The organism is uncultured Roseobacter sp. (genome assembly GCF_947493125.1).
Taxonomy (GTDB): domain Bacteria; phylum Pseudomonadota; class Alphaproteobacteria; order Rhodobacterales; family Rhodobacteraceae; genus Roseobacter.
This window is the reverse complement of sequence record NZ_CANLQB010000003.1, coordinates 207,271-221,596: the sequence shown is the minus strand read 5'-3', so window position 1 is coordinate 221,596 and position 14,326 is coordinate 207,271. Positions and strand designations below refer to the sequence as shown.

Below are 14,326 nucleotides of genomic sequence, written 5' to 3'. Positions count from 1 at the left end.
CCGAAGATGTCGGACGGCCCTTCCACTCTGGACTTTCACGCGCCCCCCTATCTGGTGCGTGTCGGGGGATGGGTCGTCTTTGCCTCCGCTGTTGTGGCGGGGCTCTACGCCGGGATCCAGGTGGCGCACATTGGCGCCTTGAAGGATGCCGCCCTCATCGTTCTGGTGACGGCGAACACGCTCTTCATCTACCGCTTCGGCATCCATATCGCGCCGCGCATCGCCGACATGTTCCGTGACTTTCCGGTTGCGGGCCGTGATCCGCAAGCCGCCGTCGATCACCTGCTGGGAGACCGAACAACGGCCCTGCCCGCGGTGGTCTATGCAGCGTTCATCGCCTTCGCGGTCTGGCAGATCGACCCCTGGCGCGAGACGCCCGACCTCACCATCTGGCTTTGCGTCTTTGTCTTCGTCAACAACCTGATCGTGGGCACGGTGATCGTGGGCATCGGTCGCTTCTGGCAGTCAGTGCTGCGCGAGATGTCGACACTCGACCTGCGCATTCTCAATCTCAATCGCGCGCCCATGATCACCCTGCTTCGCATAAACAGTCAGATCGTGATGGCCACCGCCCTCGTGGCCTGCCTGTCCATCCTCGCGGTGGTTTTGTCGGATTACGCCGTCGACCCGATCATATTGGTCTTCTCCGTGTCCGCACTGGCCATGGTCGTGGCCACCTACGCCGTCCCGGTCCTGCCCCTTTCGAACCTGCTCGCCGTCAAGAAGGCCCAGGAACTCGACCGGATCGAGCGCATGATCGACGCGCATATCCGGCACCTTGGCAATCAGACCCCGCGCGAGGATCTCGAGGTCGACATCGACAAACTGCCCAGCCTCGGGGATCTGGTGAACGCGCGCGACCTGCTGCTCAAAGTGCGCACGCTACCGCCGGGCGGGCAAATCTCGGTCTCTGCCGCGGCCATCGTGACCTTCTTGTCTTTCATGCCCAGCCTCATAGACTACACGATGCGCAAATTCTTCTGATCGCAGCGACCAGAGGCACAAAGAGGCACCGCAGTGAGCAGCACCAAGGATATCGACGCTCTGATCGAGTTGATGGCGAAACTGCCGGGGCTGGGCCCGCGGTCAGCCCGGCGGGCCGTGCTGCATCTGATCCGCAAGCGCAGCCTGTTGCTCACCCCCCTTGCCGATGTCATGCAAACGGTGGCCGCGACCGCGCGGGAGTGCCTGAACTGTGGCAATGTCGGCACCTTGGACGTCTGCGATATCTGCACTTCCGAGAAGCGCGCGAATGGCGAGCTTTGCGTGGTCGAGGATGTGGCCGACCTCTGGGCGATGGAACGCGCGGGCGTCTTCAAGGGGCGCTATCACGTGCTGGGCGGCACGCTGTCCGCGCTCGATGCCATCGGGCCAGACGACCTGCGCATCCCCCGCCTGATCGACCGGGTCCCGAGCGAAAACATCACCGAGGTGATCCTCGCGCTGAACGCCACCATCGACGGGCAGACGACGGCCCATTACATCGCCGACCGGCTCGACGGCCAGGTCACCTTGACGTCGCTTGCGCAAGGCGTCCCAATCGGCGGCGAGCTGGACTATCTCGACGATGGCACGATCTCCGCGGCATTGCGCGCCCGCAAGGCGTTGTAGCGGGCGCGACGGCGCTCTTGTTTCATTGATTGCGCACCGAGACACTTAAGTGCTTAGAAGCAACCCCGATCAAGCGACCAGAACTGCCCCGGTCGCGGGCCTAGGCGTCTTCGGTACGCCGCGCTTTTCCGGCGGTGCGTGTGGACGTTTTTCGAGCCTGGAGCGCCAGATCGACGCCCGCGCGTTCCAGCGTCGCATTGAACGCTTCGAGATCAATCGCCTTGGGGTCGATCTGCCCCATCAAGGTCGCCAATAGAGCAGGTCGTATGGCGCCGTCCGGCAACTCCGCTACAAGATCGTCAAGCTCGGAGGCTTCGAGGGCTGCGCCGCCAAGGCCAAACGGCTGCCCGGGCTCTATCGCCATCTTGCCTTCACCGTTCGCAAGTGGCAGCGACGATTGTGTCTGCGCGCCGATGGCACCGTCAGGCTTCAGATAGGTGGCGCGGTTCTGTGGTGTCAGCAAGACGTCAACCGGCGCATCGCTTTGCGGCACCTGCTGGAAGAAGCCGAACCCGCCGGGTCCCTCCACGAACTGGAAGAGCGCAGGCAGGCTGATGTCGACATAGCCGCGGCATTCGAAATCAGGCGTCGGCGGCGTGCACCCTGGCAGGGCAAATGGATCGCCCGGAAGCACCGCGACCAAAGCGGTGCCATGCGCCGGAACTGTCACAAGGGGGTTCAGCCGGAAGGATTTGGCATCGAGCCCGCCCACAAGGCTGAAGGTTCCGGCCGCGTTGTTCTGGCCCGGTGTGTCTACGAAAACGATCGTGTTTTCGAACAGGCTCCTGTCCGGATCTGAAATCGAGGACGTCGTGAAGTCCAGCCGGTAGGACAGCTCCTGATCTTCGACATTGCTGATCTTCAGAAAATACCCTTGGAGCACCGTATCGGCTGGGCCTTCGGGAGATTGCGGTTTGAATACGAGTTCGAATTGAGAAACATTCATTACTGGCTCCTAAAAAAGAATTTATCAAAGAGCCATATTATACACGTTTTGAGGGAAATTCCCATTTGCACCGTTTCAGTGCCGCAAACCTCTGCAACCAAAAGAAAACCCCCGGCGCCATCGGCACCGGGGATGTCAAGCGTGTCAATGGAGAGAGAATCAGCGCTGCGGGTCGCTGTCTTCGTCCTCTTCCACCGGACCATCGGGCAGGTTGAAGAAGCTGTCCGCATCCGCAAAGGTTTCTTTTTCTTCCTCGGCGGTTTCGTCGACCGGATCACCCGCCAGCGTGAAGGTTTCCAGGCCCTCGATGGCTGTCGGGATCTTCGGTTCCGCGTCCAGACCGAGGCTCTGCTCGGTGCTCACCAGCTTGCGGCGCTCGTCATCGCTCATCACAGGCGCATCGGCGGCCTTCTTCGCGGCGGCTTTCTGCACGGCGGCATCCAGCTCGGACTGCTTGCAGAGCCCCAGGGCCACCGGGTCAATCGGTTGGATGTTGGCGATGTTCCAGTGCGTCCGCTCGCGGATCGCCTGGATCGTCGGCTTAGTGGTGCCCACCAGCTTGCTGATCTGACCATCGCTCAGCTCAGGATGGAATTTCACGAGCCACAGGATCGAGGCCGGGCGGTCCTGCCGTTTCGACAGCGGCGTGTAACGGGGGCCACGGCGTTTCTCTTCGCCTTGGGCAGCAGCGTTGAATTTCAGCTTGAGCTTGTGCAGCGGGTTGGACTGTGCAGCGTCGATCTCCTCCTGCGTCAGCTGGTTGTTGGAGATCGGGTCAAACCCTTTCACACCCTGCGCCACATCGCCATCGGCGATGCCCTGCACTTCCAGCTCGTGCATACCGACGAAATCGGCGATCTGTTTGAAGCTGATGGTGGTATTGTCCACCAACCAGACGGCGGTGGCTTTGGCCATGATCGGTTTTGCCATTGTCTTAACTCCTGTCTACCGGTCTTTGCCCACATCTCTCCTGTCGCCTGAAAGGGCTGTCCCTGGGGCCGGAACGGTTTCCATTGTGGGGGAACTTGTGGCTTATATAGGCGGATCGACCGGATAAGGAAAGACCCAATGCGCAGCCTGCTTTTCTGGCTTTTAACCGCCCTGCCCCTTGCGGCACAGGATCATCGCGCGGGCGAATTCGACTACTACGTCCTCAGTCTGAGTTGGTCGCCGAACTGGTGCGCGCTCGAGGGCGACGCGCGCGGGTCCGAGCAATGCGAGGCCCACCACGATCACGGCTGGATCCTGCACGGGCTCTGGCCGCAGTATGAGCGCGGCTATCCCGAGTATTGCCACTCGTCGGAACGCGCGCCCTCGCGGCGCATGACGGGTGAAATGGCGGACATCATGGGCACCTCCGGCCTCGCCTGGCATCAGTGGAAGAAGCACGGCACCTGCAGCGGGCTGGACGCAGCCGGCTACTACGCGCGCTCCCGTGACGCTTATGGTCGGATCACCCGCCCGGCGGTGTTTCGCGGCTTGGAGACGGCGGTACGACTGCCGCCGTCCGTAGTCGAAGAAGCGTTTCTCGAGGCGAATCCGAAGCTGACTGCCCAGGGGATCACCATCACCTGCCGAGAGGGGCATATCCAGGAGGCCCGGATTTGCCTGACCCGCGATCTGGAGCTCCGCACCTGCGGTGCGGACGTCCTGCGCGACTGCAGCGCGCCCAATGCGCTCTTCACGCCGATCCGCTAGCGAAGGGTGGCCTGAAAGCCCACCCTACCTGTCTGAGACGTTCAGGACGATCTTGCCGATATGATCGGAGCTTTCCATACGGGCATGTGCCTTCGCGGCCTCCTCCAACGGGAAAGACTGATCCATGACCGGAGCGATGCGCCCCGACGACAGCAGCGGCCATACCGCCTCCCGCAGGTCCTGCGCAATGCGCGCCTTGGCCAGGTCGCTCTGCGGGCGCAGCGTGCTGCCTGTCATCGTCAGCCGCCGCATCATCAGCTGCGCGAAATTCACCTCGACCTTGGGGCCTTGCAAAAACGCAATCTGGACCAGACGTCCGTCGTCGGCCAGCGCCTTGAGGTTGCGCGGGATATAGTCGCCGCCCACCATGTCGAGGATCAGATCTGCGCCGCCCTCGCCGCGCAGCACCTCCACAAAGTCCTGCTCGCGATAGTTGATCGCGATCTCGGCACCCAGCTCGACACAGGCCGCACATTTCTCGTCGGACCCAGCCGTGGCAAAGACCCGTGCCCCGAAGGCGCTCGCCAGCTGAATGGCGGTGGTGCCGATCCCCGAGGAGCCGCCGTGTACCAGAAACCGCTCGCCCCCTCTCAGCCCGCCCCGGGTAAAAACGTTAGACCAGACCGTAAAAAAAGTCTCGGGCAAGCAGGCTGCTTCTTTCACCGCCATGCCCTCCGGGACCGGCAAGCAGTGAGCCGCAGACGTGGCCACATACTCCGCATAGCCACCGCCCGGCAACAGTGCGCAGACCTGATCACCGACCGAGAGCCCGGTGACGCCCGCACCGAGCGCCACGATTTCGCCCGCCGCTTCCAGACCGGGCAAATCGCTCGCCGTCGGCGGTGGGGCGTAGAGACCCGCCCGCTGCAGCGCGTCGGGGCGGTTCACCCCGGCCCAGGCGACCTTGATCACCACCTGCCCGTGGCCGGGCACCGGCACCGGGCGGTCGGTGATCTGCAAGACCTCCGGGCCACCAGGTTTGGTGATTTCAACGGCGCGCATCATCTCGGTCATGAACTGATCCTTTCTGTTGCCCCATGCGTAACAGGACAACTCGGAATGGCAAACCAAAGGCCTCGCATACTCGCGCTGTCCTTCCTTGCGAACTGCTTGATCGTCTTTCCCGTCGCGGCCTCACCGCTGCACGGCTCCTCCACAATGACGGAGACCCTTGGGCCCGACACGGTGGCCCGGCCTATCCTTTCAAGTGTCTATCTTGGGATCGGCGCTCTCAGCCGTGCCGCACGCGGGCTTATGGCCTAGGGCCAGTCAAACGCTTTGACCGGTCTCGCGCTTGACCTGCTGCCGATTTAGATCCCCTACAAGCTGATCACCGTCGTCACGGTGGCCCGGCCAGCCCCTTGGTCTGCGTCAACTTCGGGGTTGTTGTCCTGCACAGCCTGACACTGGCCAGTCTGCCGCTCTCGTCATCAGTCGCGCGGTGCGGTCCAACTCCCGGGGAAGTCCATCTTGGGCATGCGTGTCGGCGCCTTGATCCGGCTCAACACCCAATTGGGCCCCGTCATCAGGCGGCTGAGCGTGGGACTGTTGCGCAGGCGCGCCTTTGCCTTTTCGATCTGCATCACGTCCTCGATGCGGCGATCCAAAAAGGCCCAGGTGGCCATTGCGTCAGGACTGTCGTCGCCGAGCCAATAGAGCACGGTCGAGGAATAGACCCCGCTCAGCGTCGCGCGCTTGGTGTACCAGTTGATGTCGTCTGACGTATCCCCCAGCGCCGTCCAGATCGCATCCGACGTGCCCCAGATCAGCTTGGCGCCGTCAACGGCATGCATGGGCAGCGCAAAGAGAGTGGTGCCACGGCGCACGGCTTCCTTGTCCTCCACGGCTTCCAACCGCCACCGCACGGCGGCAGCGACCTTCTCGCGGAACTTCATGCTGCTCATATCTTCGGACTTGATGCGCGCCTCCATCGCCTCGTCCCCGCGCTTGTGGAAAGCCACGGCCAGATCGACAGCGCCCCGCGGGCAGATCGCCCGCGCCACCGTCGGGCTCACATCGGTGTCGCGAATCGCTGCCTGAAAGGTGGCGTTCGACCAGCCGTCAAATGGCACATGCGCCAAAGCGGCGTCCAAAAGCTGTGTCTTGGCAGTCTCGTATGATGTGGTCATGACAACTCTCCGAGAGGACTTACGATGGCATACTAGACAAGTTAGGGCGTCCTTGCTATATGCCCACTTCCTGCAATTCCTTGCAACTCAACTTAGAAAGGTGGTGAAAACCACATGCAGGTTAGTGTTCGCGACAACAATGTCGATCAGGCGCTTCGTGCCCTGAAGAAAAAGCTGCAGCGTGAGGGTGTCTTCCGCGAGATGAAGCTCAAGCAACATTTCGAGAAGCCGTCCGAGAAAAAAGCGCGCGAGAAAGCTGAAGCGATCCGCCGTGCCCGTAAGCTGGCACGCAAGAAAGCCCAACGCGAAGGCATGCTCTAAGCACCTCGCCAACAGGCTGATCTAAACACAACCCCCCGTCCGGCATGCGCCGTGCGGGGGTTTTTGTGTCTGCTCCTTGGCTCCCTTGCACATAAAAGCCGCGGGTTTTTGCCGATTTTACCAGGCCCGCAGCGCTCCAAGCGAACGCGGCGTTTTTCTGCTGTCGCGGCTCCGGCATTCGCGCTCGTTATTGCTTAAAAAACAGGCATACGGTGACGGACCTATCCGCACCCATCTCCAGCTTCTAGCGATCTGCAGGCTGACACACCGCATCAAGGAGAATGACATGTCACGCGCAAGCGACTTAGAACGGCAGATGCTCGACCTCATCAACGAGGAGCGCACATCCCGCGGCCTCGACCCGGTCGAGCTGGAGCTCCGGCTCAATGACAGCAGCGAAGACCACAGCCAGTGGATGCTCGAGGAGGACCGCTTTTCACATACGGGCGAGGGCGGCAGCAGCGCGGGCGAGCGCATGCGTGACGCCAATTTCGACTTCGACGGCAACTGGACCTGGGGCGAGAACATCGCCTATCAGAGCGAGCGCGGCGCGCCGGGCCTCGCCGATGACGTCGAGGACCTGCACGACAGCCTGATGAACAGCCCCGGCCACCGCGCCAATATCCTGAACCCGGATTTCGAGGTCGTCGGGCTTGGCATCGAAATGGGCGACTTCAACGGCTTTGACGCGGTGATGGTCACACAGAACTTCGCAGCGACGGATGCGGAGCTGCAGCTTGACGCGGGCACCGCGACATCGCCCGAGGAGGTTGACGACACGTCCGACCCGCAACCGGACCCCGAAGACCCAGTCGCCGAAGCGCCCGAACCGGAGACGGAAGACCCTGTGGCCGAAGCGCCCGAGCCCGCGCCGGAAACGCCCGAAGAACCCGTCGCCGAAGCACCAGGCCCAGAGCCTGAGGAACCAGAGGAACCCATCGCGGAGACCCCCGAGGAGCCGGTGGCCGAGGCTCCGGAGCCCGATCCCGAAGCGCCGGAAGAGCCGATTGCAGAAGCTCCGGAGCCCGAAGCCCCAGAGCCGGAAGAGCCGGTCGCCGAAGCACCGGAGCCTGAGCCGGAGACACCCGACATGCCCGACCCGGACACCCCCGATGACGGCGATGAAAGCCCCGTGGGTAAAATCGACAGTGACACATTTGCGCAGCTGCAATTCTTCGTCACCGGGTTCCTGGCCACGCTCTTCGACGACGATTTCACCTTCACCTGGACTGGCGGCGACGAACCGCAGACAGTGACCTTCAATATCGACGAGCTGTTCGACGAGCTGTTCAACGGCTCCGACGATGGGAGCGACATGGACGACGATGACATGATGCTCGCGCAGGACGATACCGCCGGTGACGGCGGCTCCGGCTTCCAGTTCATGCAAGACTGGGACTGCCTCGCCTAGTCCTATCGCGGCCTGCCTTGGCGGGCGGGCCGCATCCCGATCTCTCAGGTCACGGGCAGCGCGGTGGTCTTGAACACCGTCCGCAGCGCAAAGCTCGACTGCATTTGCCCGACCCCCGGCAGCCGCGCCAGATACTGGCGATGGATACGCGCAAAATCCTCGGTGTTCTCCGCCACCACCTTCAACAGATAATCCGCCGTGCCCGCCATCAGATGGCATTCCAGCACATCCGGAATGCGCCGTACGGCCTTCTCGAAAGCCTCCAGCACCTCATCCGCCTGCCCCTGCAGCGTGATCTCGACAAACACGGTCGTCGGCACCCCCATCTTGCGCGCGTCCAGCAGGGCCACATAATCGCGGATATAGCCCTCCTTCTCCAACCTCTGCACCCGCCGGTGACAGGCGGAGGCCGAGAGGTTGACCGCCTCGCTCAACTCGGCATTGGCCATGCGGCCTTTCCGTTGCAGCGCCGTGAGAATCCGCCGATCCGTTGCATCCAGGCTCATATGCGCAAAAATCTCCCGCCGTACGACATCTGTACGCCAATATATTCGGAAGATATGCCGAATGGCGAGGCATCTTTGGTGCAACATTGCGTGCGCGGCACGATATCTACGACACAAACCTTTGGTGGAGGAGAGCCCCCATGATTATCGGATGCCCGACAGAGATCAAACCGCAGGAATTCCGCGTTGGCATGACACCCAATGCCGCGCGCGAAGCTGTGACCCACGGCCATAACGTTCGCATTCAGGCGGGCGCGGGCACAGGGGCCGGCTTTGAGGATGCAGACTACATCGCTGCAGGTGCCACCATCATCGACACGGCGGAGGACATCTTTGCAACCGCCGACATGATCGTGAAGGTGAAGGAGCCTCAGGCCGGTGAGCGCAAGATGCTGCGCGAGGGCCAGTTGCTCTTCACCTACCTTCATCTCGCGCCTGACCCCGATCAGACACACGACCTGCTGGCCTCCGGCGCCACCTGCATCGCCTACGAAACCGTGACAGACGACCGGGGCGGCTTGCCCTTGCTCGCGCCGATGTCAGAGGTTGCCGGGCGGCTCGCGCCGCAAGTGGGCGCCTGGACCCTGCAAAAGGCCAACGGTGGGCGCGGTGTGTTGATGGGCGGCGTGCCCGGCGTGGGCCCCGCGCGCGTGGTGGTCATCGGTGGTGGTGTCGTCGGCACCCACGCTGCCAAGATCGCGGCCGGCATGGGCGCCGATGTCACCGTGCTTGACCGTTCGCTCACCCGCCTGCGCTATCTCGACGATGTCTTCGGCGGCACCTTCAAGACCTCCTACGCCTCGGCGGGCAACACCCTCGATCTGGCCCAGGCCGCTGACATGATCATCGGCGCCGTGCTGATCCCCGGCGCCGCAGCCCCCAAGCTGATCAGCCGCGCGCAACTGGCGGATCTGAAACCCGGCGCCGCGCTCGTCGATGTGGCCATCGACCAGGGCGGGTGCTTTGAGACCTCGAAGGCCACGACCCATCAGGACCCGATCTACGATGTGGATGGAATCATGCACTACTGCGTGGCCAACATGCCCGGCGCCGTGGCCCGGACCTCGACCATCGCCTTGGGCAACGCCACTATGCCTTTCATGCTGGCGCTCGCCGACAAGGGCTGGCGGCGGGCCTGCTTGGATGATCCCCATCTGATGAACGGGCTGAACGTACATGCAGGACAGCTCACCTACTACGCGGTCGGCAAAGCGCTCGGCATCGACGTGATTGCCCCCAGCATCGCCGTCAAAAGCTGAGCGGTGTCTCGCGCGTGCGCCCCTCAAAGAGCGGGCGCTGCGCCTGGATCCGCGTTGCCGCGAACTGCGTGAAGGTCGTGACCTTTCGCGTATCGCGCAGATCAGCGTGGGTCAGCACCCACAACGGTCGATAGGGCATCAGCGGCACGCCCGGCAGTCGCTCCAGCCCGGGCTCGGCATCCCCGATGAAGCACGGCATGCGCGTCGCCCCCATGCCGCTGCGGACACCCGCAAGCGCGGCATACATATCGTCGACGGTCAGCGTCACGCGCCGGTCGGGCCAGACCTCCTTCAACGCTTCCGGCGGGCCGGGCCAATGAGCAAAGCGGATCCAGTCGAGCGGACGGCCTGGCTCCAGGCGCATCCTGTCTGCGAGCTCCGTCGCGATATAGGCGGCCGCGGCCTGTTCCGTAACGCGGCGGCCCACGAGCGTCTCTCCGGGTGTGTCGGAAATCCGAAACGCCACATCGGCCTCATGTGCGGCCAGGTTCAGCGTTCGGTTGTCGGCAATCACCGAGAGGTCAATCGCGGGATAGCTCTCCTTGAACTCCCGAAGGATCGGCGCAAGCAGGCGGTCAACGAGCAGTTGCGGCGCGGTCACGGTCAAGCTGCCACCCAGCACCTGGTCACGCGCGGTCAGCCGCCGGCTGAGATCAAAGCTCCTGGCCTCCATCTGCTCGGCGATCTGCGCCGCTTCCCGCCCTGCGTCCGTGGGACGGTAGCCTGCAGGGGCACGGTCGAAAAGCCGGGTGCCCATCGCAGCCTCCGCCGCAGCAATCCGGCGTGAGACGGTGGCATGGTTGACCTTCAGCGCCCGCGCCGCGCCGCTCAGCCCGCCATGCCGCACGGTTTCAAGCACAAAGCGCAGATCGTTCCAGTTCAAACTCATCCGATCATTTTTGCACATGCCAGGCGCAATGTTGAGCGGTTTTAGGCGACAAACATGCTGCCTAGGTCGAAACTGTTCAACAGAAAAGGAGACCCCCATGCCCGCATACGCCTTTGTCACCCTCGATGTGACCGACCCCGACAAGCTCGCCGCCTACCGTGAAAGAGCCGGCGACGCACTGGCCAAACACGGCGGCAAGGTGTTGCAGGCCTCCGCCAATCCGACCGTGCTGGAAGGAGACGTCGCCACGCCGCAAATGGCCGTGGTGCTGGAATTCGAGACGCGCGAGGGTGCCGAGCACTGGCGCGCGGATCCGGAACTGGCCGATACCCATGCCCTGCGCACCGGCTCCGGGCAGACGTCCATCACCCTGCTCTGATCTCACACAAAAAAACCCGGGCCGCTTTCGCCCGGGTTTTCAAAGCTTCACGTGTTGCTTCAAAGCCCGATGGTCACCTCGACCAGCGCCATAAAGAGCGGGATGCTCAGGATCGCAACCGGTGTGCCCAATCCCGTAGAGGCGCCGATATAGGCCGAGGGGTTCGCCTCGGGCAGCGCCCCGCGCATCGTCGGCGGGCCGGAGATATCCGAGCTGGAGGCTGCCATGATTGCCAGCAGAACCACGCCACCGCCGGAAAAGCCCGTGAGGTGATGCGCGACCAGCCCGAGGCCAAAGCCCATCATCCCATGCACGATCGGTGCGGTCAGACCGTAGATCACATAGGCATGGGCCACCTTGCGCAGTTCCGACAACCGCGACCACGCCTCCATGCCCATCACCAGCATCAGGATCGACAACAGCCCCCGGAAGAGCGGCTCGTAGAAGCTTTCATAGACCGACTCGGGCCGTGCGAAGAGGCCGATGGCAATGCCGAGCACCAGCGCCGAGATCGCCGGGCTGCGGAAGGTGTCAACCAGAATGCCGCGCACCACGTCACCGTCAAACCCACTGCCGGAACCGCCACCGCCCACGGTCACCGTTCCGCCGGACTGAACGTTACTTGCCGCGCGCCGCTCCGCACTCATCCGCGCCAGCACGATGGCCGTGACCAAGGCTGCAATGTCCATGAAGGGATAAAGCGCGCCGATGAAGCCTTCATAAGCGATATTCTCCGCGTCAAGCATCGCCATACCCGCCGCCAGCGTCGAGGCAGAGACAGCGCCGAAAAGACCTGCCGTCGCCATCCCGTCCATGCGGGAAACCCCGCGCCACCGCGCCAAAGTGCTGCCGCCGAGCAGGACAATAGCCACACCTATCGCAGCCGCGCAGAGCGCCGGCACGGCAAGCGCAATCACATCGGCCTCGCGCACCGAGATACCCGCGCCCAAGCCGACTTTGAGCAGCAAGAGCATGACAATGAACTTATAGACCGGATCCGGCACTTCGAGCTTGCTGCCGAGGGCAGCCAGCATCATCCCACCCAGCAGGAACGCCAATGTCGGTTTTTGCATTTGCGCCAGAATGGTCGTGGCGATGTCAGCGATGATGTCCATAAAACCTCCGTTGTGCAACGTCTGATCATATGGCGCATCCCAATGAAGAAATAAAATATATCTTTTTGTAATATATGTTCTACTAAATAGAACTAAGGGCCAAGCCAGTCTCCCAGGCCTAAAATAAGCCCGCGGGACGTCGCACGCGGGCTTCCAGGTTATTCCATTATGTTCAGTCTGACGTCTTCAACGCATCCCGGATTTCCAGCAGCACGTCCAGCTCACTCGGGCCGGAGGGCTCTTCAGGCGCGGCCTCTTCTTCCGCGGTTGCCGCATCCTTGATGCGGTTGACCATCTTCACCAGCAAAAACACCACGAAGGCCACGATCAGGAAATTGATCACCGCCATCACGAATTTGCCCACGGCGAAGACAGGAACACCCGCTTCGGTCGCCGATTCAATGGAGGCAAAAGTCTCTTCGCCCAGAACGTAGAACCAGCCGGAGAAGTCGATCCCGCCGGTAAAGAGCGCGATGATCGGATTGATCAGATCCCCCACCAGCGATGTGACAATCGCCGTAAATGCGGCCCCTATGATGATGCCCACAGCCATGTCCATGACATTGCCCTTGGCAATGAAATCCTTGAATTCGTTGATCATTGATGTCCCTCACACTGTTTTTCCGGCGGTCTGTTTCACGGAACCGGCCGCCTTGTGCATTTGTTAACACATCGCTGCGCGCAAACGAGACTGTTTTTACGGGGAAATCCGCCTAGCTTGCACTCACAATCAGACCGAGGAGAGCCAGGATGGCGGATGTGTCCAACTTCAAGATCAACGAGAAATGGCCCGCGAAGGACCCCAGCGTGCTGCAGCTCTATTCCTTCCCGACACCAAACGGGGTGAAAGTATCCATCGCGCTGGAAGAAATGGGCATTCCCTATGAGGCGCATACGGTCACGCTTGCGGATGCGGATGTGAAGAGCCCGGAGTTTCTCTCGCTCAACCCGAACAACAAGATCCCGGCGATCATAGATCCGGACGGCCCCGGCGACCAACCGCTTGAGCTCTTCGAAAGCGGGGCGATCCTGATCTATCTTGCCGAGAAGTCAGGCAAGCTGATCGGGTCCGGGGCCGCCGAAAAGGCGCACATCATCCAATGGGTGATGTTCCAGATGGGCGGTCTGGGGCCGATGTTCGGCCAGCTTGGGTTCTTCTACAAATTTGCCGGATCTCAATGGGAGGATAAGCGCCCTCAAGAACGCTACATCGGCGAGGCCAAACGCCTGTTGGGGGTGCTTGACGGCGTGCTGGACGGCAAGACCTGGATCGCAGAGGAGTACTCCATCGCCGATATCGCCATTGCACCGTGGCTGCGTGCGCTGGATTTCTACGGTGCGAAAGAGGCGGTCGGCTTCTCCGGTTACACAAATGTGGCAGCCCATCTCGACCGGTTCCTGGAGCGGCCTGCCGTGGCGACAGGGCTGCAGATCCCGCCGCGCGAGCCGGCATCACGCGCCGCCTAGCGGTGGCCCAAAGGCCCACCGTACCTGCCAGGCCTGACCGTGTGTGCTGGCAGGTGGGGTGGGCTTTCAGGCCACCCCGCGGCGCGCCGTCAGGACGGCAGCGTCCCGGTGAGCACGTAGCGTAAGATCTGCACCACCTGCCCGGGCTCTTCGGCGACCGCCAAGGCCGCGGCATCCACTTCTTTCAGCGCATGGGCATGATCGGGCCCGTGCAGGATGATCAGTGATTTTCCGAGAGCTGCGGCATAACCGGCATCGAAGGCGGCATTCCACTGCTTGTACTGGTCGCCGAACCTGACGACCACCACATCGGCATCCGCGATACCTTTGCGCGTGCGGATGGCATTTACCATCGCGCCCTTGTGGTCGTGCCAGTACTTGTTCAGCTCCGCCCCGAGGATCGCGACGCCGCAATCATCACTGGCCGCGTGGTCGGTGACAGGACTGTCGAACCGCACATCAAGGTCCTTGGCCCCGTCAATGATCTGCTCGCGCCAGTCGGTGTGGATTTCTCCGGACAAATAGACGTTTAGCGTCATGGCGCTCTCCTTCGTTTCGATATTTGCCCTGAGATAGGGCGCCAGTCGGGCCTGTC

General features: G+C 62.4%; 18 protein-coding genes. 9 read left to right on the top strand and 9 right to left on the bottom strand.

Features of this window, described 5'->3' with window-relative positions:
* The first annotated feature begins 6 nt into the window (after positions 1–6).
* Positions 7–984, top strand: a complete 978-nt coding sequence (locus tag Q1A71_RS07520) for a hypothetical protein (protein ID WP_299673637.1) — start codon at positions 7–9, stop codon at positions 982–984.
* Between the two features lie 33 nt (positions 985–1,017).
* Entirely contained in the window at positions 1,018–1,611 is a 594-nt protein-coding gene (gene recR, locus Q1A71_RS07515) for a recombination mediator RecR (RefSeq protein WP_299673635.1), read from the top strand.
* A 100-nt stretch (positions 1,612–1,711) separates the two neighbouring features.
* Here recR and Q1A71_RS07510 read toward each other — a convergent pair whose 3' ends face one another.
* The gene (locus Q1A71_RS07510) at positions 1,712–2,557 is read right to left on the bottom strand and encodes a hypothetical protein (protein ID WP_299673633.1); all 846 of its coding nucleotides are present in this window, start codon (positions 2,555–2,557) and stop codon (positions 1,712–1,714) included.
* Between the two features lie 159 nt (positions 2,558–2,716).
* Complete coding sequence (locus tag Q1A71_RS07505; RefSeq protein ID WP_299673631.1) at positions 2,717–3,487, bottom strand: DUF1013 domain-containing protein; 771 nt, start codon at positions 3,485–3,487, stop codon at positions 2,717–2,719.
* Positions 3,488–3,625: 138 nt separating this feature from the next.
* On the opposite strand from Q1A71_RS07505, the gene Q1A71_RS07500 reads away from it, so the two are divergent.
* Complete coding sequence (locus tag Q1A71_RS07500; RefSeq protein ID WP_299673629.1) at positions 3,626–4,255, top strand: ribonuclease T2; 630 nt, start codon at positions 3,626–3,628, stop codon at positions 4,253–4,255.
* Positions 4,256–4,279: 24 nt separating this feature from the next.
* On the opposite strand, the gene Q1A71_RS07495 is transcribed toward Q1A71_RS07500, so the two are convergent.
* Entirely contained in the window at positions 4,280–5,269 is a 990-nt protein-coding gene (locus Q1A71_RS07495; protein WP_299673627.1) for an NAD(P)H-quinone oxidoreductase, read from the bottom strand.
* 45 nt (positions 5,270–5,314) lie between these two features.
* Between Q1A71_RS07495 and Q1A71_RS07490 the strand changes: the two genes are divergently transcribed.
* Positions 5,315–5,518, top strand: coding sequence for a hypothetical protein (locus tag Q1A71_RS07490; RefSeq protein ID WP_299673625.1), 204 nt, complete (start codon positions 5,315–5,317; stop codon positions 5,516–5,518).
* Positions 5,519–5,685: 167 nt separating this feature from the next.
* Here the strand turns inward: Q1A71_RS07490 and Q1A71_RS07485 are convergent, their stop codons facing one another.
* Positions 5,686–6,384, bottom strand: a complete 699-nt coding sequence (locus Q1A71_RS07485; RefSeq protein WP_299673623.1) for a COQ9 family protein — start codon at positions 6,382–6,384, stop codon at positions 5,686–5,688.
* Positions 6,385–6,498: 114 nt separating this feature from the next.
* Here Q1A71_RS07485 and rpsU point away from each other — a divergent pair, with 114 nt between their 5' ends.
* Together rpsU and Q1A71_RS07475 are read left to right on the top strand one after the other, a co-directional pair.
* Entirely contained in the window at positions 6,499–6,705 is a 207-nt protein-coding gene (rpsU, locus tag Q1A71_RS07480) for a 30S ribosomal protein S21 (protein WP_008207378.1), read from the top strand.
* A 286-nt stretch (positions 6,706–6,991) separates the two neighbouring features.
* Positions 6,992–8,116: a CAP domain-containing protein gene (locus tag Q1A71_RS07475; protein ID WP_299673621.1), complete on the top strand. Its 1,125-nt coding sequence runs from the start codon at positions 6,992–6,994 to the stop codon at positions 8,114–8,116.
* A gap of 44 nt (positions 8,117–8,160) precedes the next feature.
* On the opposite strand, the gene Q1A71_RS07470 is transcribed toward Q1A71_RS07475, so the two are convergent.
* Positions 8,161–8,622 carry an Lrp/AsnC family transcriptional regulator gene (locus tag Q1A71_RS07470; protein ID WP_299673619.1) on the bottom strand — a complete coding sequence of 154 codons (462 nt, stop codon included), beginning with the start codon at positions 8,620–8,622 and terminating at the stop codon, positions 8,161–8,163.
* A gap of 140 nt (positions 8,623–8,762) precedes the next feature.
* Between Q1A71_RS07470 and ald the strand changes: the two genes are divergently transcribed.
* Positions 8,763–9,881, top strand: coding sequence for an alanine dehydrogenase (gene ald / locus Q1A71_RS07465; RefSeq protein ID WP_299673617.1), 1,119 nt, complete (start codon positions 8,763–8,765; stop codon positions 9,879–9,881).
* On the opposite strand, the gene Q1A71_RS07460 is transcribed toward ald, so the two are convergent.
* A complete protein-coding gene (locus tag Q1A71_RS07460) occupies positions 9,871–10,770 on the bottom strand; it encodes a LysR family transcriptional regulator (RefSeq protein ID WP_299673615.1) in 900 nt (299 codons plus the stop codon). The two genes, ald and Q1A71_RS07460, sit on opposite strands and share 11 nt — an antisense overlap.
* A gap of 97 nt (positions 10,771–10,867) precedes the next feature.
* Here Q1A71_RS07460 and Q1A71_RS07455 point away from each other — a divergent pair, with 97 nt between their 5' ends.
* Positions 10,868–11,149 carry a DUF1330 domain-containing protein gene (locus Q1A71_RS07455; RefSeq protein ID WP_299673613.1) on the top strand — a complete coding sequence of 94 codons (282 nt, stop codon included), beginning with the start codon at positions 10,868–10,870 and terminating at the stop codon, positions 11,147–11,149.
* A 59-nt stretch (positions 11,150–11,208) separates the two neighbouring features.
* Here Q1A71_RS07455 and Q1A71_RS07450 read toward each other — a convergent pair whose 3' ends face one another.
* Together Q1A71_RS07450 and mscL are read right to left on the bottom strand one after the other, a co-directional pair.
* Positions 11,209–12,264, bottom strand: coding sequence for a sodium-dependent bicarbonate transport family permease (locus Q1A71_RS07450; protein ID WP_299673611.1), 1,056 nt, complete (start codon positions 12,262–12,264; stop codon positions 11,209–11,211).
* 172 nt (positions 12,265–12,436) lie between these two features.
* Positions 12,437–12,865: a large conductance mechanosensitive channel protein MscL gene (gene mscL / locus Q1A71_RS07445; RefSeq protein WP_299673609.1), complete on the bottom strand. Its 429-nt coding sequence runs from the start codon at positions 12,863–12,865 to the stop codon at positions 12,437–12,439.
* Between the two features lie 149 nt (positions 12,866–13,014).
* Here mscL and Q1A71_RS07440 point away from each other — a divergent pair, with 149 nt between their 5' ends.
* Entirely contained in the window at positions 13,015–13,731 is a 717-nt protein-coding gene (locus Q1A71_RS07440) for a glutathione S-transferase N-terminal domain-containing protein (RefSeq protein WP_299673607.1), read from the top strand.
* 89 nt (positions 13,732–13,820) lie between these two features.
* On the opposite strand, the gene Q1A71_RS07435 is transcribed toward Q1A71_RS07440, so the two are convergent.
* Positions 13,821–14,270, bottom strand: a complete 450-nt coding sequence (locus Q1A71_RS07435) for a YtoQ family protein (protein ID WP_299673605.1) — start codon at positions 14,268–14,270, stop codon at positions 13,821–13,823.
* Positions 14,271–14,326 lie beyond the last annotated feature (56 nt).

What these genes read in the sequence shown, in the direction of transcription:
- Q1A71_RS07520 (WP_299673637.1), top strand. Translation starts at nt 7, where the DNA reads ATGTCGGACGGCCCTTCCACTCTGGACTTTCACGCGCCCCCCTATCTG.
- Q1A71_RS07510 (WP_299673633.1), bottom strand. Translation starts at nt 2,557, where the DNA reads ATGAATGTTTCTCAATTCGAACTCGTATTCAAACCGCAATCTCCCGAA.
- Q1A71_RS07505 (WP_299673631.1), bottom strand. Translation starts at nt 3,487, where the DNA reads ATGGCAAAACCGATCATGGCCAAAGCCACCGCCGTCTGGTTGGTGGAC.
- Q1A71_RS07500 (WP_299673629.1), top strand. Translation starts at nt 3,626, where the DNA reads ATGCGCAGCCTGCTTTTCTGGCTTTTAACCGCCCTGCCCCTTGCGGCA.
- Q1A71_RS07495 (WP_299673627.1), bottom strand. Translation starts at nt 5,269, where the DNA reads ATGACCGAGATGATGCGCGCCGTTGAAATCACCAAACCTGGTGGCCCG.
- Q1A71_RS07490 (WP_299673625.1), top strand. Translation starts at nt 5,315, where the DNA reads ATGGCAAACCAAAGGCCTCGCATACTCGCGCTGTCCTTCCTTGCGAAC.
- Q1A71_RS07485 (WP_299673623.1), bottom strand. Translation starts at nt 6,384, where the DNA reads ATGACCACATCATACGAGACTGCCAAGACACAGCTTTTGGACGCCGCT.
- rpsU (WP_008207378.1), top strand. Translation starts at nt 6,499, where the DNA reads ATGCAGGTTAGTGTTCGCGACAACAATGTCGATCAGGCGCTTCGTGCC.
- Q1A71_RS07475 (WP_299673621.1), top strand. Translation starts at nt 6,992, where the DNA reads ATGTCACGCGCAAGCGACTTAGAACGGCAGATGCTCGACCTCATCAAC.
- Q1A71_RS07470 (WP_299673619.1), bottom strand. Translation starts at nt 8,622, where the DNA reads ATGAGCCTGGATGCAACGGATCGGCGGATTCTCACGGCGCTGCAACGG.
- ald (WP_299673617.1), top strand. Translation starts at nt 8,763, where the DNA reads ATGATTATCGGATGCCCGACAGAGATCAAACCGCAGGAATTCCGCGTT.
- Q1A71_RS07460 (WP_299673615.1), bottom strand. Translation starts at nt 10,770, where the DNA reads ATGAGTTTGAACTGGAACGATCTGCGCTTTGTGCTTGAAACCGTGCGG.
- Q1A71_RS07455 (WP_299673613.1), top strand. Translation starts at nt 10,868, where the DNA reads ATGCCCGCATACGCCTTTGTCACCCTCGATGTGACCGACCCCGACAAG.
- Q1A71_RS07450 (WP_299673611.1), bottom strand. Translation starts at nt 12,264, where the DNA reads ATGGACATCATCGCTGACATCGCCACGACCATTCTGGCGCAAATGCAA.
- mscL (WP_299673609.1), bottom strand. Translation starts at nt 12,865, where the DNA reads ATGATCAACGAATTCAAGGATTTCATTGCCAAGGGCAATGTCATGGAC.
- Q1A71_RS07440 (WP_299673607.1), top strand. Translation starts at nt 13,015, where the DNA reads ATGGCGGATGTGTCCAACTTCAAGATCAACGAGAAATGGCCCGCGAAG.
- Q1A71_RS07435 (WP_299673605.1), bottom strand. Translation starts at nt 14,270, where the DNA reads ATGACGCTAAACGTCTATTTGTCCGGAGAAATCCACACCGACTGGCGC.